Source organism: Nostoc sp. (assembly GCF_054880495.1).
Window position 1 is genome coordinate 1 of record NZ_JBTYKD010000074.1, and the last position, 19726, is coordinate 19726.

20 protein-coding genes are annotated in these 19726 nt (G+C 42.2%); 12 read left to right on the plus strand and 8 right to left on the minus strand.

What is annotated here, in order from left to right; all coding sequences use genetic code 11:
- Positions 1–219, minus strand: a 219-nt coding sequence (locus tag ACYTXL_RS08555) for a hypothetical protein (protein ID WP_461924338.1), incomplete at its 3' end; no start/stop codon positions are given.
- A gap of 39 nt (positions 220–258) precedes the next feature.
- Here ACYTXL_RS08555 and ACYTXL_RS08560 point away from each other — a divergent pair.
- From ACYTXL_RS08560 to ACYTXL_RS08590, 7 genes are all read left to right on the plus strand, one after another.
- Positions 259–1677, plus strand: coding sequence for an aldehyde dehydrogenase family protein (locus ACYTXL_RS08560; RefSeq protein ID WP_461924339.1), 1419 nt, complete (start codon positions 259–261; stop codon positions 1675–1677).
- A 588-nt stretch (positions 1678–2265) separates the two neighbouring features.
- The gene (locus tag ACYTXL_RS08565) at positions 2266–2505 is read left to right on the plus strand and encodes a type II toxin-antitoxin system RelN family antitoxin (protein ID WP_461924340.1); all 240 of its coding nucleotides are present in this window, start codon (positions 2266–2268) and stop codon (positions 2503–2505) included.
- Positions 2498–2872, plus strand: a complete 375-nt coding sequence (locus ACYTXL_RS08570) for a type II toxin-antitoxin system RelE/ParE family toxin (RefSeq protein WP_461924341.1) — start codon at positions 2498–2500, stop codon at positions 2870–2872. Before ACYTXL_RS08565 ends, ACYTXL_RS08570 begins: the two co-directional genes overlap by 8 nt.
- Positions 2873–3351: 479 nt before the next feature.
- Positions 3352–3510 carry a hypothetical protein gene (locus ACYTXL_RS08575; protein WP_461924342.1) on the plus strand — a complete coding sequence of 53 codons (159 nt, stop codon included), beginning with the start codon at positions 3352–3354 and terminating at the stop codon, positions 3508–3510.
- Positions 3510–3956 carry a DUF3598 family protein gene (locus ACYTXL_RS08580; protein WP_461924343.1) on the plus strand — a complete coding sequence of 149 codons (447 nt, stop codon included), beginning with the start codon at positions 3510–3512 and terminating at the stop codon, positions 3954–3956. Before ACYTXL_RS08575 ends, ACYTXL_RS08580 begins: the two co-directional genes overlap by 1 nt.
- A 138-nt stretch (positions 3957–4094) precedes the next feature.
- Positions 4095–5483 carry a histidine--tRNA ligase gene (hisS, locus tag ACYTXL_RS08585; RefSeq protein ID WP_461924344.1) on the plus strand — a complete coding sequence of 463 codons (1389 nt, stop codon included), beginning with the start codon at positions 4095–4097 and terminating at the stop codon, positions 5481–5483.
- A 222-nt stretch (positions 5484–5705) separates the two neighbouring features.
- The gene (locus tag ACYTXL_RS08590) at positions 5706–6341 is read left to right on the plus strand and encodes a restriction endonuclease subunit R (protein WP_461924345.1); all 636 of its coding nucleotides are present in this window, start codon (positions 5706–5708) and stop codon (positions 6339–6341) included.
- A gap of 257 nt (positions 6342–6598) precedes the next feature.
- Here ACYTXL_RS08590 and ACYTXL_RS08595 read toward each other — a convergent pair whose 3' ends face one another.
- The 5 genes from ACYTXL_RS08595 to ACYTXL_RS08615 form a co-directional block, all read right to left on the minus strand.
- The gene (locus ACYTXL_RS08595) at positions 6599–7057 is read right to left on the minus strand and encodes a cupin domain-containing protein (protein ID WP_461924346.1); all 459 of its coding nucleotides are present in this window, start codon (positions 7055–7057) and stop codon (positions 6599–6601) included.
- A gap of 36 nt (positions 7058–7093) precedes the next feature.
- Positions 7094–9490: a glycoside hydrolase family 15 protein gene (locus tag ACYTXL_RS08600; protein WP_461924347.1), complete on the minus strand. Its 2397-nt coding sequence runs from the start codon at positions 9488–9490 to the stop codon at positions 7094–7096.
- A gap of 54 nt (positions 9491–9544) precedes the next feature.
- Complete coding sequence (locus ACYTXL_RS08605; protein ID WP_461924348.1) at positions 9545–10483, minus strand: cation diffusion facilitator family transporter; 939 nt, start codon at positions 10481–10483, stop codon at positions 9545–9547.
- A gap of 15 nt (positions 10484–10498) precedes the next feature.
- Positions 10499–12640 carry an amylo-alpha-1,6-glucosidase gene (locus tag ACYTXL_RS08610; RefSeq protein WP_461924349.1) on the minus strand — a complete coding sequence of 714 codons (2142 nt, stop codon included), beginning with the start codon at positions 12638–12640 and terminating at the stop codon, positions 10499–10501.
- 111 nt (positions 12641–12751) lie between these two features.
- The gene (locus ACYTXL_RS08615) at positions 12752–13564 is read right to left on the minus strand and encodes an SDR family oxidoreductase (protein ID WP_461924350.1); all 813 of its coding nucleotides are present in this window, start codon (positions 13562–13564) and stop codon (positions 12752–12754) included.
- Between the two features lie 640 nt (positions 13565–14204).
- On the opposite strand from ACYTXL_RS08615, the gene ACYTXL_RS08620 reads away from it, so the two are divergent.
- From ACYTXL_RS08620 to ACYTXL_RS08635, 4 genes are all read left to right on the plus strand, one after another.
- Positions 14205–15188, plus strand: coding sequence for a VOC family protein (locus tag ACYTXL_RS08620; RefSeq protein ID WP_461924351.1), 984 nt, complete (start codon positions 14205–14207; stop codon positions 15186–15188).
- A gap of 138 nt (positions 15189–15326) precedes the next feature.
- Positions 15327–15632 (plus strand): hypothetical protein, encoded by a 306-nt coding sequence (locus tag ACYTXL_RS08625; protein WP_461924352.1) that lies wholly within the window; start codon positions 15327–15329, stop codon positions 15630–15632.
- Positions 15632–15763, plus strand: coding sequence for a DNA-binding protein (locus ACYTXL_RS08630; RefSeq protein WP_461924353.1), 132 nt, complete (start codon positions 15632–15634; stop codon positions 15761–15763). The genes ACYTXL_RS08625 and ACYTXL_RS08630 overlap by 1 nt, the downstream gene beginning before the upstream one ends.
- 30 nt (positions 15764–15793) lie before the next feature.
- Complete coding sequence (locus ACYTXL_RS08635) at positions 15794–16009, plus strand: type II toxin-antitoxin system VapC family toxin (protein WP_461924379.1); 216 nt, start codon at positions 15794–15796, stop codon at positions 16007–16009.
- A 30-nt stretch (positions 16010–16039) separates the two neighbouring features.
- On the opposite strand, the gene ACYTXL_RS08640 is transcribed toward ACYTXL_RS08635, so the two are convergent.
- Together ACYTXL_RS08640 and ACYTXL_RS08645 are read right to left on the minus strand one after the other, a co-directional pair.
- A complete protein-coding gene (locus ACYTXL_RS08640) occupies positions 16040–16582 on the minus strand; it encodes a DoxX family protein (RefSeq protein WP_461924354.1) in 543 nt (180 codons plus the stop codon).
- Positions 16579–17505 (minus strand): SMP-30/gluconolactonase/LRE family protein, encoded by a 927-nt coding sequence (locus ACYTXL_RS08645; RefSeq protein WP_461924355.1) that lies wholly within the window; start codon positions 17503–17505, stop codon positions 16579–16581. Before ACYTXL_RS08645 ends, ACYTXL_RS08640 begins: the two co-directional genes overlap by 4 nt.
- A gap of 597 nt (positions 17506–18102) precedes the next feature.
- Between ACYTXL_RS08645 and ACYTXL_RS08650 the strand changes: the two genes are divergently transcribed.
- A complete protein-coding gene (locus ACYTXL_RS08650) occupies positions 18103–19698 on the plus strand; it encodes a GMC oxidoreductase (RefSeq protein ID WP_461924380.1) in 1596 nt (531 codons plus the stop codon).
- Positions 19699–19726: the final 28 nt, after the last annotated feature.

Consider the following 19726-nt stretch of genomic DNA (forward strand, 5'->3'; position numbering starts at 1 on the left):
TATGCTGGAAGGAGAAGTAGACCGCAAACACTTCCTCCAAACGCAGCAAGCCACCATTGAGCGGTTAAGCAACCTGGGGATAATTTGAATTTGGGCATTGGGCACTTGTACTGAGCGAAGTCGAAGTACTGGGCACTTGTACTGAGCGAAGCCGTTGGCGCAGCCTCTCGTAGAGAAGTATTGGGCACTTGTACTGAGCGAAGTCAAAGTATTGGGCATGGGAATACAAATAAAATAACTCCTAATTCTTAACTCCTAATGACAAAACCAATAGAAGTCCGCAATCCCCGAACTGGCAAATTTGACTACGTAATTATCCCGCCGCCCTCAAAGCTGCTGGTACAACAATGTAAGCGCACGCGCCGGGCGCAAGTTCACTGGCAGCAGTTGGGTTTAGAGGGGAGAATTGAAGCTTTACAGCAGTGGAAACAAGCGATATTATCTGGACGCGATCGCTTAACGGAAGCTTTGGTAAATGATACAGGAAGATTGTCAGTCTCAGTATTAGAAATAGATTCCTTCTTCTCTAGCATCGATCGCTGGTGTCGGTTAGCGCCGGAGTTGCTGCAAGAATCTGCAAAAAATACAGCTATTCCGTTTATCGCCTTGCAACAAACATCTGTTCCTTATCCCCTAGTTGGGATAATTAGCCCGTGGAATTTTCCCTTGTTGCTGTCTACCATTGATACCATTCCGGCATTGCTGGCGGGTTGTGCCGTGATTGTTAAACCCAGTGAAATTGCTCCCCGCTTCGTAGCACCACTGATAACAGCACTCAACGCCGTCCCCAAATTGCACGATGTATTAACTTTTGTTGAAGGAGCAGGCACAACCGGATCTATTTTGATTGAAAATGTAGATTTGGTATGTTTTACAGGCAGTGTAGCCACGGGGCGAAAAGTAGCAGAAGCTGCTGCTAAACGGTTTATTCCAGCTTTTTTGGAATTAGGGGGAAAAGATCCGGCGATCGTCTTAGAATCAGCCAATTTAGAATTAGCAACCTCAGCAATATTGTGGGGTTCCGTCGTCAACACCGGACAGTCATGCCTATCAATTGAGCGAATTTATGTTGCTGAATCGATATTTGAAAAGTTTTACCATCAACTAGTAGCTAAAGCACATCGCCTGGGGCTAGCCTACCCTACAATTGAAAGTGGAGAAATTGGCCCGATCATCGCCGAAAGACAAGCAGCAATTATTAGCGACCATCTCTTAGATGCAGTTGAAAAGGGAGCAGTAATTCACTGCGGCGGTGTCGTTGAGGACTTAGGTGGGGGTTGGTGGTGTCGCCCCACAGTGCTTACCCAGGTTAATCATTCCATGAAAGTGATGACCGAAGAAACTTTTGGGCCAATTATGCCAGTAATGCCTTTTTCCACAGTAGAACAAGCAGTCTCTTTAGCAAATGACTCAATTTATGGATTGAGTGCTGCTGTGTTTGCCTCGGAAGCCGAAGCCTTAGAAATTGCCCAACAGATAGATGCAGGTGCTATCAGTATCAACGATGCTGGACTCACCGCTATGATACATGAGGGAGAGAAAAACGCCTTTAAATTCTCTAGTCTGGGAGGGTCACGCATGGGTGCGGCGGCGCTGAAACGGTTCATGCGAAAAAAAGCTATTTTGATTAAAACTAACGCTACTAATGACCCTTGGTGGTTTGAGAATGGGGAGTGACCAATGCCATCATCCTAACCAATGGCGTAGCTTGCCGCCGTACCACTTCGTGGAAGCAAGCTACGCAAAGCGTCTCGTAGAGAAGGCATCGCATTCTCATTGTGTTCAAAATATTTATTTTACTAGAGGTGATCGCCTCTGCCTTCCTTCAGAACACAAGTCTGTTTGTTCAGAGCACAAGTCTTTGAGACACCCTAGAAAAATAAGTTTAGTCAAAGGTGTGCATTGATGTCACGCAAAAAAAGTTCAAACTATTAAGAAAACCTATAGGTCGGTTTCTACAATAGCGTTACACTCTATAACGGACTAAGCCTTTATGTAGATCCTGTAGCGCCTGGTCACAGACCCCGGTTTAAAAACGCGGGGCTTGCAAGACAAAGACTAACCACCTTTTTCACCCAAGACTAAAAAAGTGTCTAGCTTACAGGCTTAAAGCCTAAACTGAATTGCCTGGGCGTGGTAGCCCATAAAACGTTAAGAATGCTTCCCAAGTTTTTAACCTCTTAGGCAGTCAGGACTTGGATCAATCAGCAACTTCAAGCCTTGGACATTAACCTAACCACTACCACTTAATATCTTGGATTAGCAATGAAAGCAGTTAAAGTCATGGCAACGATTAATGAGCAAGGACAACTAACCTTAGATCATCCTCTCATAACAGATCAAAACAGGCGTGTAGAAGTTATTATTCTAATTCCAGAAGAGGAAGTTCTAGATGATCAATCTCAAGCAGAAGTCTTAGCAGATTTCCGGCAAGCTTGGCACGAAGCCATGACTGGGCAAACTATCCCGGTGGCTCAACTTTGGGAAGGGCTTGAAAATGACTGAACAGCCTTTCATTCAAGTTGAAGTTTCGCCAACGTTCAACCGAAATCTACGTACTCTTGCCAAGAAGTATCGCAGTATTCAGAATGATATACAACCCGTCATCGAACAACTTGAGAAGGCAGAGTTGCCAGGAGATCAAATACCTGGGGTTGCTTATGCGGTCTTCAAGTTAAGAGTCCGAAATAGCGACACTCAAAAAGGTAAAAGCGGTGGCTATCGTCTGATTTACTATGTCAAGACAGCAACGGGAATTATTTTGCTAACTATTTATGCAAAATCTGAACAAGTCGATATTGCCGCAGATGGCATTCAGAGCATCATTACAGAATATGAGCAACGGGCGATCGAAAATAAAGAGGATATCTAAATAAAGGATACTAGCCGCCGCTTAACTTAGCTCAACGAGAAACGCGATCGCTTGGAAGAAAAACGGAATTCGTTATGCTTCACGTCAAGTTATAATTTCTGCTCTCACGACTGAAGTCTCAGCAGTGGGATGAATACAGAAGCCCAATTTTTCGCAGACTCTTTGCATTGCAGAATTTTCAGTCAGGATTTCGGCACTAATTAACGTGAGTTAGATGGATAGGAAAGGCCAAAAAGGTTGCTAGATATGAATTTGCTCAACTGGGCAGACCAGAAGGCGATCGCTAGCCGCTCAAGCCCTCTCAATTTTTGGCGGCCACAGCGATGTCATGGCAGCCCGGGGTACTAGTTTTGCCAGTTTATCTTATAAAGAATTTACGCCAGCGATGATTAAAGCCGTCTTTGATACCTTCCACACTCCCCACTCATAATATGCGAACATAATTAAGTTGTAGCTGACTACCTGCACAGAGGTTTAAAATGGATACCATTGCAATCCCTGTTCTGAATTGCCCAGTAGATGCCACGGGAGAAATTCCTGTTTCTAAAAGTATTACCAATCGGGCATTACTTGTTGCGGACTTAGCGCCAGGTGACTCGATTTTTCTAGATGTTAGAACAATAAGAGGTGAATTGTAATGTCAAATATTCGAGAAGGAATGCCTGTACTTGCCCGTCATGAAGGAGATTGGGTAGGAACTTATACATTAATTGATACAGCAGGAAAAATCCTTGACAAGCATGAGTCTCACTTAAGTTGTCAGTTTCCAGAAAATGGCCTTCATCCCTACTACCAAATAAATCGCTATAAGTGGTCTGATGGTAAACAAGAGGAGCATGAATTTCCCGGAACCTATAAAGATAATAAGCTCTGGTTTGACACCGATCGCATTCAAGGAAAAGCTTGGGAAGTCGATGATTCAGTTGTTATTTTGTGGTTTGGTTATAAGACAAACCCAGAAATGAGCTTATATGAAATGATCTACATTAGTCCTGACGATAACAATCGTGCCCGCACTTGGCATTGGTTTAAGAATAATCAAATTTTTCAACGCACCCTAATTCAAGAAGAACGGCTAAGATAGTAAGTTCTCCCCTTAGCAAGCAGGGAAACAAGATTTCTGCTCCCTCTCCTTAATAAGGAGAGGGTTGGGGTGAGGTTTAAAGAGCTTTATACGAAAGTGAGATGCTCATCTCAAATTTAAACTTAGTAAGGTACACGCATGGCCAAAGGTGACAAAATAAACTTTTCTACTCCTAGCGGTTTCCCAGAATTTCTTCCTAGCGAAAAGCGTCTAGAATTATATTTGCTAGATATCATCCGTAGAGTTTTTGAAAGCTATGGATTTACGCCCATCGAAACACCTGCTGTAGAACGTTTAGAAGTGCTGCAAGCTAAAGGAAATCAAGGCGACAACATCATCTATGGCATTGATCCCATACTGCCACCAAATCGACAAGCCGAGAGAGATAAATCGGGCGAAACTGGTTCGGAAGCAAGAGCTTTAAAGTTTGATCAAACGGTTCCTTTGGCGGCTTATATTGCCCGTCACCTGAATGAGTTAACCTTTCCCTTTGCCCGCTATCAAATGGATGTGGTTTTTCGGGGAGAACGAGCAAAAGATGGGCGTTTTCGTCAGTTTCGTCAGTGTGATATTGATGTAGTAGCCCGTCGTGAACTCAGCTTGCTCTATGATGCTCAGATGCCTGCAATTATCACTGAGATATTTGAAGCAATTAATATTGGTGATTTTCTAATTCGCATCAATAATCGCAAAGTTCTGACTGGTTTCTTTAAGTCAGTGGGAATTGCTGAAAACCAAATTAAATCCTGTATTGGTATCGTTGATACTCTCGAAAAAGTTGGTGAAAATAAAGTCAAACAAGATTTAGAAAAAGAAGGTATTTTAGCAGAACAGGCGCAAAATATTATTGATTTTATTAAAATTGATGGTTTGGTTGATGAAGTATTAGATAAGCTCAATCACCTCGCAGAAAATCTATCAGAAACTGAGCAATTGAGCCTGGGAGTTACCGAATTAGAAACGGTAATTGCAGGCGTGCGTAATCTCGGAGTTGCCGAAAATCGTTTCTGTATTGATTTATCCATTGCCCGTGGTCTTGATTACTATACAGGTACTGTTTATGAAACAACCTTATTAGGACATGAAGCCTTAGGTAGTATTTGTTCTGGCGGTAGATATGAAGAATTAGTCGGAGTATTTTTGGGTGAAAAGATGCCGGGTGTAGGCATTTCTATCGGTTTAACTCGCTTAATTAGTCGTTTACTAAAAGCTGGAATTCTTAGTACCTTAGCTGCTACACCAGCCCAGGTGATGGTAGTGAATATGCAAGATGATTTAATGCCAATTTATTTAAAAGTTTCTCAACATCTGCGTCAGGCTGGAATTAATGTTATAACTAACTTTGATAAGCGCCCTTTGGGTAAACAATTTCAACTAGCTGACAAACAAGGAATTCAATTTTGTGTAATTATTGGTTCTGAGGAAGCAGCAACACAAAAGTCCTCACTCAAAGATTTGAAAACAGGTGAGCAAGTAGAAGTGCTACTGGTAGATTTGGCTGAGGAAGTTAAAAGAAGGCTTGGCTAAGAAACTACAAAAGTTCTAAGGGTAGGTTGGGTTGAGGGAGGAAACGCACCACCAAGAATCCTTGATTTTGTTGGGTTTCACTTTGTTCAACCCAACCTACAAATATTTTATTTTTTTCAGAGTAATAAAAGAGCGCTAACGAAGTTGTCAGTCAACCAGGCGTTAAAATAGATTTTATGTAGGAAATTTGGATTGGGTTTCACTTGAATCAAGCAAAAATATATGACAATTCTCAACGCTCGTAATTTATCCTTACAAGAAGTTCAGCGTTTGTTTGGCTTTCAAGAACAATATAGTGACTCATTTTCTAACTACTTATCTTTGGAGCCTTTCACGGAAGCAGAACAGCAGGAACTTCTGCAAATTAGAAATGACTTTGATAGATATCTGACAGCAGGCAAGGTTTCTGAAGGTCAGGTAAAGTTTCTTGTAGTTGCTCCTTTACTAAGATTAGCTGGTTTTTATCGCTATCCTATCGAGATTGTTTTGGAGGAGAATATTGCTGATATTGAAGTTGAAGATGAAGATATCAAAATTAAAGGAAGATTTGATATTTTAGCTGTTAGTAAAGCTCAACATCCAAAACCTCAAACATACTTTTGGATATTGTTAATTGAATCGAAAAATAGTCAGGTTGATATATCCACAGGTTTAGCTCAGCTACTCACATACGCTTATAAAAATTTAGATAATCAAAAATCAGTTTGGGGATTAACAACTAATGGTAGAAGTTATCAGTTTATCTATATTGAACAAGGAAATCCCCCGATTTATTACCTGTTGCCAGAATTAAATTTAATGGAAAGAGAGCGTTCAAGTCAGTTGCTACAAGTTCTAAAAGCAATTTGTCAGCTTTAAATGCTTTGCTTCCCTCGCAATGACTCAGGACTTATGCAAACAATAGCCGAAACCGTGATTTTCTTCTTAGGGGCAATTCATGAACCATTAGTTTCAACTTCAGAAAAAAAAATCTGCTTTGAGAAGACGTTTTGCCCTCATCCCCTAACCCCTTCTCCCAACTTGGGAGAAGGGGAACTAGAGAATTTGCTCCTCTCTCCCAAAATTGGGAGAGGGGCTGGGGGTGAGGGTCAAACCTCGAAAGCTTTGAGGAAGCCTTACCTAAAGCGACAGGATTGCTGTATAGTCGGAGTCTCTTCGAGTTGCACCATTATTAGAACAGCTGGCGCATCGCCTACTGTTCCAGATAAGTGACCTTTATGACCTTGAGTGTCTGCTTTTGTACCCTGGTCTTCTCCAAATGAAATTTCGCCAGGACCCATCTCGACTCGCTGTCCGTCCATAGTCTCCACAAACCAGCGTCCCGACACCGGGATGATCCATTGAGGCTTTGGGTTCTCATGCCAGTTGCCAACCCATCCCACGGGTAGCACAGTAAAGGTGATTGTAGCACCAGACTGCTTCAATTTAGAAAGCCACTGCGGCGAGGTATCTGGGGCTATGCCTTTCTCAATGAAGTCCTCAATTTGACAACGAGACTGGTGACTTATACCGTCGTGGTCAGTCCAGACGTGCCAGTAGTCAATTGTTGGTTTGTGTGATGAGTTATTCGGCATAAAAATGGCTCTTTTTTATTGTGGTAGTAATTGTTACTAATTAACCGCAACGGTATAATTGCGTTGTTCCCATTTACTGCTTTCAATCCAAAAAAAGGTAAAGCTGATGGGCTGTTGCTGCTGATCACAAACAGAGATATCGACAAAATTCACTCCTAACTTTGTGGAAGTAGAAGACGTATCTTTCACGCTTTGCCAATTATCATCTGACCAGTGCAATTGAAAAGATGCTAAAGCGTGAATTTGCAATGTGTAACCTTTTTTAACTTGGCTGATTTGTCGGTTAAACTTCCAAATTTCCAATGATTTACACTCTTGTCTTTCGCCCAAATATCGATTTGCCACCTCTGGAATAAAATCAAACACCTGACCCTCATTATTTGACCGTAGCAGCTTGATATACTCTGCATGCGCCCACATTAAAGGCATAGCAGAACCTGTTGGTTTTCCTAAATACATATGGATTTCAGGTGTATCTGCTTCATCCCAAACCTGTTCTGCTAGCAAACAAGTGTCTGAAGCAAATCCTTCCATCGCTTTGATATATGTTTTGACATCGCCGCCAGCAGCTAGTTCATAATGTCCTCGTTCTCCTGTCAACAGAGGCCAAGCACGTCCTTGGCCCCAACTGAGATAAGGACTGCCATCTTCTTGCTGACCATAGCCGTCGTGGTTGTAACGATGCCAACAAGGCCCAACGGCTGTATCTACTTTCAAGACTGCATCAATTACTTTGACAGAATCAACGATAATTGGGTCATCTGGTTTACGAATTCCATAGCGTACCAATTGCAGAAACCCGCCATCAACAATTTCCTTTGCCGGAAATTCTGCCGGTTCACCAGGAGGTTGACTGCTGATAAAAAGAGTTCCTTGGTTAGGATTTTCGTTGGGTTGAGGATTATTAATATCTGAAGGAGTAATTCGGATATAATGCCGTTTGATGCCGGGAACTAAAGTTCCTTCGGTAGTAACTGTCCAAGCTTCGATGTGAGATTCTAAAAAGTCAGCGTACTCTTCTATAAACTTTGCTGTTGCTTCATCCCCACGTTCATGGGCAAATTCGGCAGCACAGATTAAGGCGGCAATATTGGATGCTAGTGTTGATGGTGAATAACCGCTATTTTCTTCCCAGCGTTCTTGTTGGGTAGCTGGGCCGTGACGAATTAAATAACCCGCCGCCCGCAGAACCATCGGATAAATATCAAAGTTTAAACAAGTTTTCTGCTGGTGCAGTAGCCATGCTAACAGAATGGGAAATGCCACCTCATCAAGCTGGATGCCTTTCCAGTAAGGTTTACCATCAACCCAGAAATTTTGGGGAAAACCACCATCTTGTTGCTGGCTAGTGGCAAGATAAATTAGCGATCGCACTGCCGTCGCTGTTTCCCCAGCTGCCACTAAACCTGATACACTGCTAACCATATCCCGCGTCCAGACAAGGTGATATCCTCCTTGGTCTTGGTCGTCTTTGGCTTCACCCCAAGGGATAGCCAGAGATGCAATCAATGCACCGGGATAAATTTTGTCTTCATGTGCTAACAACAAACTAATGCTGTTGTGAAACAACTTACCCTGATCATAAGAAACATTTTCTAATGGTTTGATGCGATCGCGCGATCGCTTCCACTGTTCGTTATATAGCTGCTTCTGCTGTTCAAAAGGAATATTTAGCGACTGAAAAAGTGTGGAAATTGCATTGTGCAGATTTGTACCAAACGCCAGTCCTAAAGTAAACTCTTTAGTGCTATCTAAATTTAGTTTTCCAGTCAGAGCAATGTTGCCATCTACAGCACTATCAAACTCCCAATCCATCTGAAAATTATCAGCTAGGTCTGTCCAGCCATCACTTTCACCGACGTAACCACAAGAAAGATGGGTAAAGGGAACTGTTGCACCCATCGCTAGCCATGTTCCTTGTTTTTCGGCCGTTAAAATGTGATGTCCAGCAACTTCTATGACGTAACCATTATTACCTCTGCCGCTAACTTCCAGATGTGGCGCACACAAGGCGTATAGCTGGAGTTGGGAGATAAACTTGGACTCTCCTGTTAATTTTGTGTGTTGTAAAATACAGGATAAATGCGGATCTGCAATCACTTCTTTGATTACGGCATAACGCCCTTGTGGATCGGAATTAGTGATGCGGTATCCTAAACCATGAGTCCACATCGGTTCAATTTTTGATTCGAGATGGCGTTTCTCTTCGTGAAAAAAGCTTTTCCCGTCAGAAATCAGATATTGCAAATCCCGAATTTGGGGTTTGTCTACTGTGGGATGGTAGATTTCAGTGAGAACACCGTTCCAGATAGTAAACCAAATGTTACTAGAGGTAGAGTAAGCTGTTCCGACTCCATCTTTATTCGCCTGAGTCCATCGAGGCTCGATACCCGGTGAGCCAAAAGCCTGTCCTTGACCAAGAATTTTTACCATAATTTATTGTACCTATCAGCTTTAACTACTATTTAAAAATCCTGTGTTTGAGATTTATTCGGAAGGTTGAGAATATCTGCGAGCGGCACTTAAGTATTTGGCTTCAATAAAAATTTGTTTTATTTCAGGATGCATTTCGCGAATTTTTATTTCTAAACTTTCTACAGTTAATGCTATTTCTTCACCTGTCAGATTTTGAGCAAATTGAATTTCTAAGTTGAGTAATACTTCCTGTGGAGCAAGCTGCATTGTTAGTATACGGATAACTTCTTTCACTCCTGGTTCTGTTTTTGACAAAGAACGGATATTAGCTATGGTTTTAGGAGCAGCACTTTCACCAACTAATAATCCTTTACTTTCTCTCGCTAGTACCACCGCTACTATAGCCAAGATAATGCCAATAATAATCGAGGCGATGCCATCCAAATAAACATTATTGAATAAATGTCCTAAGAAGATTCCGATAAAGGCAACGATTAAACCTAAAATTGCCGCAGTATCTTCACATAATATTGTAATTACTGTGGGATCTTTACTATTTTTGATTGCTTGCCAAAAATTTTGTTTACCCTTGGTTGGCAAAAACTCTCTTAAAGCTACAATCCAAGAAAAACCCTCCAATAATATTGCTATAGCTAACACAATATAATTCCATTTTGGGTCTTCTAAAGGACTAGGATTAATTAAATGAATGATTCCTTGGTAAATTGACATACCGCCGCCAATGGCAAAGACGAGGAGAGCAACGATGAAAGTCCAGAAGTAAAGTTCTTGACCATAACCAAAGGGATGGCTAGCATCTGCTGGCTTTTGGCTCCTGCGAATTCCCAGCAAAAGTACCAGTTGATCAACAGTATCTACAACTGAATGAATCCCTTCAGACATCATGGCAGAACTGCCAGTAAAAGAGGCGGCGAGAAATTTAGTAATAGCGATCGCTAAGTTAGCACCCATCGCCGCAAATATAGATTTATTAGATGAATCAGATGCCATAAGAGTAATTAATAATTATGTAGAAACTTCTAATTCACCATCTAGATGGGTAACTTCCCATTGGGTTTGTTCGCCATCGCGCCAAAAGCGCAATCCCACCGTAGCTTCTCCCACGGACAAATTTGTGAGTTCTAAATCCGGTAAGTAATCTGGGAGTGAGGGCTGTACTTTTAACTGTTGTTTTGAGGCATCAGCTTTAAGTCCTAAAATGGTACGAATCAGTAAGAAAATTGAACCAGCAGCCCAAGCCTGGGGTATATTAGCGTCTGGGTAGGGGACTGGAAAGTTATCATCTTGGCGTTCAATTCCCGCAAACAATTCTGGCATTCGCCCAGCTTGAAAATAACTAGCAGCAGCAAAAATACCCTCAGCAATCCGGTTAGCTTCTTCGTGATAGCCATACTTTTTTAATCCAGCCGCGATGATCGAATTATCATGAGGCCAAACACTACCGCGTTGATAACTAATCGGGTTATATGCCAGATTTTCAGATGAAAGAGTCCGAACACCCCAACCACACCACATATCGGGTTGAAAAAGTCGGTTAACAAGTTTTTTTGCTCGTTCCTGTGGGACGATAGCAGACCAGAGCAGATGACCCGGATTTGAGGTAATTGATTGAATTTGCTGCTTTTTATCGTCTAATCCTAAACAGTAAAAGCCAACTGAATCCATCCAAAAGCGATCGTTAAATCGTTGATAAAGTTCTTCGGCTTTTTGACGCAGCTTTTTCGCTTGTTCTTTTTCGCCCCAGACTTCATAAATTAAAGCTGCCCTTAGCCACGCATCATAAACGTAGCCTTGAACTTCACACAAAGCGATTGGCGGCTCAACTAACTCACCGTTTGGGTAAACTATTGCGTCACCCGAATCTTTCCAACCTTGATTGCGTAATCCTTTTGACGAATGAGTTAAGTACTCAACAAATCCATCCCCGTCCAAGTCGCCGTATTTATCAATCCAATTTAGCGCCTTTTCCAGTGGCGCTCGACACTCATCAAGCATACTGAGGTCGGCGTTCCAGTTATAGGCTTCAGATAAAGTAACAATCCAAAGGATGGTAGTATCTACTGTTCCGTAGTAGGGATGATATGGAAGTAGGTTGAGTGTAGTTAACTCATCGCGCCGCATTTCGTGCAGCATTTTGCCCGGTTGGGCATCGTGCCAATCATCCAACTCAGTTGCCTGGAGTTGAGCCAGTTTCAGCAACGTGCCACGGGCAAATTCATGATAAACTGCGATCGCTTGCAAGCTAGCAATTATTGAGTCGCGGCCAAAAACGGCGACAAACCAAGGAATACCAGCAGCAGGCATCCAAAATTGATGCCCATTATCATACACCTCAATCCGTAGCGCTCCCATATCCGCGATCGCTTGCTGATAATATTCGGCAATTTCAGCATTAGACGATCGCAACTTTGTGGCATTAATCAGAAACTCATCCCTGACTTTTCCGGCTTTTGTATTGTGAGGTATAGCACAGGTGTTTTGAGGTTTGAAGACATTTCCATCAGCTAAGGCTGTAAAGTTGATACAAGTGTGCCATGTCTTGCCAGGAGCGTTAGCGCAGCTCACCGGAGGTATCGCCACATCAAACATTAAACGACCATTGGCATAGCGTGGCTCAGAAGTACCACAAACTGGTTCAATCTCAATACCTCGGAAGAAAGAACCGTTCCGATATTCAGTTGTGAGTACACCATTTTTCCATCTGGTTTCTGTTTCACCCCGCGTCAAGAGTCGCTGTGATTTGACATCAAAAATGTCCGCAAAATCTGAGCGCACAGCTAGCATTAATTGAAAATTAACAACTTCATTGTGATAGTTAGTTATATCAATATCTTCATGCATACCTTCCACAATGTCGCGCCGAACAGTTATAAGCAAACTACCTGGAGGTAAAGAGCTATTGATAGTAGTAAGTTGCGGGTTGGTGAATTGGTAAAGCGCATTATGATGGGTGATATTGCTAGAGGCTAGCAGCGAAAGGGGGTAGCGATTCAGAGAAATTTCGTAGTAAGAAATTAGGCGTGTGTCCCAAACAAAAAAACCTTGAGCTAAATTTTCGTCGATGGAACCATCACTAGCTGTTACTAGAAAAGAGGAACCATCGTTGATGGTTATCAAACCAGGATTGACAGTAACTTTTGTAGGCATTCTCAATTAGCCAATTATGTGATTTTAATTCCCCCGCTTCTAACAAGCAGCAAGTTTTGTGGCTCTTTCTAAATTCCAGTTACAAAACTTGATTACGAATTACGAATTATTTTAGCCATTCTCTGTAAAACCGGGGTACAAGGTCATACCACCGTCTACAAACAGTGTTGTACCATTAACATAATCAGAGTCATCAGAAGCCAACCAAACTGCTGCTTTGGCGATATCTTCTACATCTCCCACACGTTTGGCTGGAATCAGTTTTAGTAACTTCGCTTCTGCTTCTGGAGTATCCCAAGCTGATTTATTAATTGGAGTTTTGATTGCACCAGGGGCAATACTATTGACGCGAATTTTGTGGGGTGCAAGTTCTTGAGCAATACTTTGCATCATCATATTTATACCGCCCTTACTCGCGGCATAATTAATATGTCCTGCCCAAGGAATTACCTGATGCACTGAACTTATACAAATAATCTTACCTGCGGCAGATGAAATATCGGGCTGTACGCCTCGGCGCAAGAATTCCTTTGCAGCTTCCCTAGCACATAAGAATTGTCCTGTCAGGTTTACCCCGATGACTGTATTCCATTGGTCAAGGGTCATATCTACAAGGGGTGAATCTTTTTGAAGACCCGCGTTGTTTATTAAAATGTCAAGAGTGCCGAATTGCTGGAGCGTCTGGCTGAACATCGCCTTTATTTCGTCTTCTTTGCTGACATCAGCTTGAATGGCAAATGCTTCACCATTAGCGGCTTTGATATCATCAACAACTTTTTGCGCTTCTTCGGCTTCAGAATGATAGTTTACAGCTACTGCGGCACCTGATAAAGCTAAATAGCGAGCGATCGCTTCACCAATGCCAGAACTAGCACCCGTCACAAGTGCTTTTTGACCTTTGAGTAAGTAAGGGGAATAGCTCATAATGCTTTCGATATTTTTAAAACTTGCATTTGTATTGCATTTGTATAATATTTTTGCTTTCTGGGCGTAGTATTACCTTGGGAATTTAGATTGTCATAATCGGTCAATTATAGATTCAAGAAGAAAAACTTTTGCTTTCTGATTTTAAGAAATATTGAGGATTTTTCTAATCTATCTAGAGAAAGATAAACAGTATATTTTTTTACTGACTAATATTTCAATTATTTGTCATTTCTGTGACAAGAGTATGTCTTTATTTTTTCAGATTTGTAAAATTTGAATTTTTAAGCTAATATCAATCTCAATAAAGATTTATGGTATATTCAGACTTGGGTTATTAGTTAAGGTGAAATTCTTAGTTAATCAATCTAAATGACCTAAAGAAGAAAACTATAGCAGTTCTCAGTTGAGTGAAATACAGACCTAACAAGAACAGCCCCTTCCCTACTAGCGTTGGGGAGTTAGATTCAAAGCCTCTCTCCTAAAAGGAGAGAGGAATGGAAGTGAGGTTGCATCCAAAGTAAAACCGCTATATATAATAATAAAATTAAGATATTTTATCCGCATTTCAAGCAGAGGCAATTATATCAATTGTATTATGTCTGGCTGCCCTTAATTGTAAGTACAGAGGCTGTCGAAGATGCCTAGTCAAAAGTATATACAGGTACAAAGAATTCGAGCTATTGGATTAACTGTGACGAACTGCGTAGGCGTAGCCCGTCGTAGACATCGCTCTTTGGAGTTCTATAAAGAAGCGCTTGGTTTTGAACTAGTTTCCGACATCACTGTTGAAGGACAGGATTACAGCGATCTACAAGATGTGGCTGAGGCAAAAGTTCGCATTATCACTTTACGACTAGGTGATGAACTTATTGAGTTGATGGAGTATCTCAAGATTCAGGGTAAACCCATTCCCAGCGATTCACAAAGTAATGACCTGTGGTTTCAACATCTGGCGATTGTGGTCAGTGATATGGATCGCGCCTATGCTCACTTGCGTTCATTTCCCATTGAAGCAATTTCAGTTTCTCCTCAGACAATGCCACCTGATAATGAAGCATCTGCTGGTGTGCGTGCCTTCAAGTTTAAAGACCCTGACGGTCATGATTTAGAGTTAATTTGGTTTCCGCCTGATAAAGGAAAAGATAAATGGCATCAAAACAGCGACCGCTTATTTTTGGGAATTGATCATAGTGCAATCGCAGTTTCTAACACCGAGCAAAGTCTACACTTTTACTGCGATCTCCTGGGAATGCAAATTGATAGCCGCAGTCTTAACTGGCAGTCAACCCAAACTCGCTTGGATAATTTACCAGGAGCGAAAGTCCAAATTACAGCACTACGAACTGTTCAAGATGGTGTGGGAATTGAACTGTTAGACTATATTTTGCCTGGAAAAGGCCGTCCTATACCGAGTGACTGGAAAAGTTGCGATATTGCGAAGGTGCAAATTGAACTTGTTGTCAATGACATTGAGCAAGCAGTAGAGATACTGCGGCAGAATGGGGTTCAGTTTGTGTCATCGCGGATTGTGCAGTTTACTGATAGTGCAAGTCCTGATCGTAACGGTTGTTTAGTTAAAGACCCTGATGGACACGCAATATTGCTAATTGCGGAATCTTGAAATAGGAAGCGGATTTAAGCCTTGATTTTCTCACACAATGCTATTAATCAGGATTTTTTGGTCAAAAGCCTTGTGTCATCAAAACTCTGACTTTATTCTCTGGCTATAATGCTTGTAGTCAGTAGGACATAAATACAAATGTCAGAAAAAACTTTCGATATTGCTTACTTATCTGATAACTTACTTGATTTATTATCAGATATCCAAAATCATGTTGAAATTACGCTAACTCGTCAAGGGGTTCCTTGGGCAAAAATTTTACCTCTGTCTCAAGCAGACTCTATAGTTGAAAAAGCGGGTTTAAATCATGGCTCGCTGGTGATCAGTAGTGAAGATGTTTTAGAACCCAGAGTTGCGGGTTTTTGGCAAGGACAGGTTAAGCTTTCTGATGATTTTGATGACACTTCAGAAGAGGCGATCGCTGCTTTTTATGGGGAAGATTAATGAGTTTTCTGCTAGATACTCATATCCTGCTATGGTTTTTAGAAAATGATTCTAAGTTGTCAAATCAGGTACGAGAAGTAATTACTAACCCTGAGAATTTAATTTTTGTAAGTGCTATTAGTGCTTGGTAAATTTCGATTAAACAGTTTTTAGGAAAGTTAATAGCTCCTAGTAATTTAGAGGAGGCTTTGCGCTTTAGTCAGTTAGAGGTTTTAGCGATTACCTTGGCACATGGAATAAAGGTTGCTGATTTGCCAATGTATCATAAAGATCCTTTTGATCGGATGTTAATTGCTCAGGCTTTGGTAGAAGGTCTAACGATAATTACTGTAGCTCAGAAGTTTAAATTTTATGATGTAGCCTTGATTAATAACTGAATCATAAATATTTGGTAAGGATTCAATGATTCATCTTCCAAAAATCCCAGCATCCAGCGAATAAGCACCAGGGCCTAAAACCGCGATCGCAATCAGCATCACGCAGTACATAAAGGCTTTTTCCCAACTTGGCGGTTCACCTTTTCCTAAAGGTCCCTGATACTGTTCTTCAGGAATTAAGTAGGGATCTTGGGCTACAAAAGGCTTACTTCCAGAAATATCTAAATATATCGCATAAATCATTGAGCCGAGAATCGGCAAGGTTGCTAAGAGGGTGAGGAATCCAATTATGAGAAAAATTCCGCCACCTAACATCGACGCAGCTGATAAAAAGCAAAGAAAGACAGGCATTTTTAGAGCCTCAGCCCAGCGTCGAAGGTGCATTATTTTTGGATAGCCGTGTAGTATAAACAACCCGCCAAGACTAACTCTTAGTAGTAAAAGTGCCAATCCTGGGAGTCCGTCAGCATACACACCAGAGAGTGAACTTAACAAGTGTAGTCCTAGCTGTGGGTAATTAAATTCAGCTAGAAAAAAGGTGATCGCTACACCCAGCCCAAATTGATAAATCATAGTCGTACACCACGGGTATTCAGGTCGATAACATATAAGGAATGACCGGCTGTGATCAAAAGGCGATCGCCTTCCTTTCCACCGAAAGTTAGATTAGTGCTGATCTCTGGCACAAGAATTTTTCCCAACTGAGTTCCATCGGGGGCGTATACCTGCACACTGTCTTGAGAACTAGTAAAAATGTTGCCATGTTCATCAACCCGCAGTCCATCCGGTTGTCCTGGATCGATGACACAGAAAACGCGGCCATTCTTCAGATGGCGATGTCTACGACGGGCTACGCCTACGTCTCCAACCTCGTAGACGCGAAGATGATGAGGTCCACCAGGAATATTAAACCCAGCTGTATCTGAGACATACAAAAGGCTTTCGTCTGGACTGAAAGCCAGTCCATTCGGGCGCACCATGTCTGTTACTACCGGATAAATCTCACCACTAGCCGGATCGAAGCGATATACGTAACTTCCCGGTTGTTCCTGTTCACCGCCGTAACCTTGGTTCGGCTCGGTGATACCATAGGGCGGATCGGTGAACCAAATTGTGTTGTCACTTTTGACTACCAAATCATTTGGACTGTTAAGGCGTTTGCCTTGGTAGCGATCGACTAAAACCTTCCATTCACCATCATGTTCGCGTCGAATAATCGCACGCAGACCGGAGGAACATCCAACCAGACGACCCTCCAAATCGCGGTAATTACCGCTTTGGTAATCAGATGGATCTCGGAGGACACTGACGTTGTTGGTAGGACTCCAGTGCAACAGGCGGTTGCCGTGAGCATCACTCCACACAATACTGTCATCTTCATGGAAGTAAACAGGGCCTTCGCTATGGACTGCACCGTTGGCTAGCTCTTGGAGTGAAGCACCTGGGCGTAGTAAGGCAGACATACGATCGTCATAAATCTCAATGGCTTCAGGCATAGGAATATCTTATTATTTAACTTGCTTACTGGCGATAAATAGTCGGTTCAAGTTAATATTAAATTGCTATAGGAATCATATTTGATTTCTGAAAAAATCTCGATAGTCTTGTAGTAGCCTGTCTAAGCTAGAATGTTACAAAAAAATTGTAGGTTGGGTGGAGGCTTTGCCAAAGCCAACATCCTGATAATCAGTTGGGTTGCGCTCCGCTCCACCCAACCTACGTCTAATGCACTATTTTAGCCTAGACAGTGCACTACGTTCATTTCAAAAATCAAATACTAGTTCTATATAAAGGTATACTTAAATCTTTTTTCCCAACGGAGTGTATAGCAGTCTGCTTTGATTTTTGAAATTATTTGCGTAGACAAGGAGTGGGCTTGCCGTGACCGTAGCCGAATGGGAAGAAGCCTTTTCGGGGTGTACTGATTTTTTTCAAAAATCAAATACGAGTCCTCTATAACTTATATTTATATGTTTATCGCTAATTGTTAAGTATAATTCTTTAGGTAATTGGTATAAAGATAATTATTATTAAATGACTTTTAATTTACCTCAAACCATCGATATAGATCGTACAAACATCTTACATATATGATGAACATCACTGAGCGCTACGACATCATCATTATCGGTACGGGAGCCGGTGGAGGGACACTGGCTCACCGCCTTGCACCTACAGGTAAAAAAATTCTAGTGCTGGAACGAGGCGACTTTTTGCCCAGAGAAAAAGCTAACTGGAATCCAGAGGAGGTTTATGAAAAACATCGCTACCATACAGATGAGCAATGGTATAACAAGGAAGGCAAAGCTTTTAAGCCCCAGACAGGTTATTGGGTTGGTGGCAATACTAAACTCTACGGTGCGGCCTTAATTCGATTCCGAGAGCGAGATTTTGAAAGGGTAATTCACAAGGGAGGAATTTCTCCAGAATGGCCTTTGAAGTATCAAGATTTTGAGCCGTACTACACACAGGCAGAAAAGCTGTATGATGTGCATGGCAAGGAAGGGGAAGATCCCACAGAACCACCTCGCAGCGAACCATATCCTTATCCGCCAGTTAGTCATGAGCCAGATATGGAGTCACTTGCTGATGGTATCCGCGAACTGGGTTACTACCCATTTCACCTACCACTAGGATTAAAGCTCAATGAAAGCGATCGCACCAAGAGTCCCTGCATTCGCTGCGATACCTTTGACGGATATCCTTGTCTCGTAGGTGCAAAAGCCGATGCCGATGTTAACGCCATTCGTCCTACCCGCGAGATGTATGCCAATTTGACCCTTTTAACTAATGCCAAAGTCTTGCGGCTGCATACCAATGAGTCGGGGCGAGAGGTTACAAGAGTAGAAACTGAAATTGCCGGGGAAAAACATTGGTTCACAAGCGATATTGTGGTTGTTGCCTGTGGTTCTGTCAACTCAGCTGCTTTGCTGCTACGATCTGCTAACGATCAGCATCCCAACGGATTAGCAAACAGTTCCGATCAGGTGGGGCGGAATTTCATGAAGCAACTGGAAACAGCTATAGTTTCCATACATCTAGAGGTGAATCACGCCAACTTTCAAAAAACGATCGCTGTCAACGATTTTTATTGGGGAGAGCCGGATTTTCCTTATCCGATGGGCATGGTACAAAATACAGGTAATGTGCTAGCCGATATGATTCCCGGAGAAGCTCCACCACTGATGGCACCATTTGTCAAGCTGATTCCTCATTATGAGCGCCATTTGCTAGCCGAGCGATCGGTTGGCTGGTGGTTGCAAACAGAGGATTTACCAGATCCGAATAATCGGATTCGGGTGATGGGTGACAAGATTCACGTTGACTATACACTTAATAATACCGAAGCAAGCGATCGCTTAATCCATCGCTGGACATCTGTACTTAAATCAATCCCTGACTCTGCTAAACACGTCCTGCCATTTAGCCTTTATCCCCGTACTAACCTACCTGAACAAGCAGTTGCCCATCAATGTGGTAGTTGTCGATTTGGGACAGATCCCAAAACCTCAGTCCTTAACGTCAATTGCCGTACCCATGATGTCGATAATCTCTACTTGGTAGATAGTAGTTTTTTCCCGTCAAATTCCGGTGCTAACCCGACATTAACGATTATGGCGAATGCGTTGCGCGTTGGCAACCTACTTGCAGCAACGCTGAATGCAAAGCAGACGCTCCGGGAACGCTAACGCATAGCTGAACGATTCAAAAAGGGCA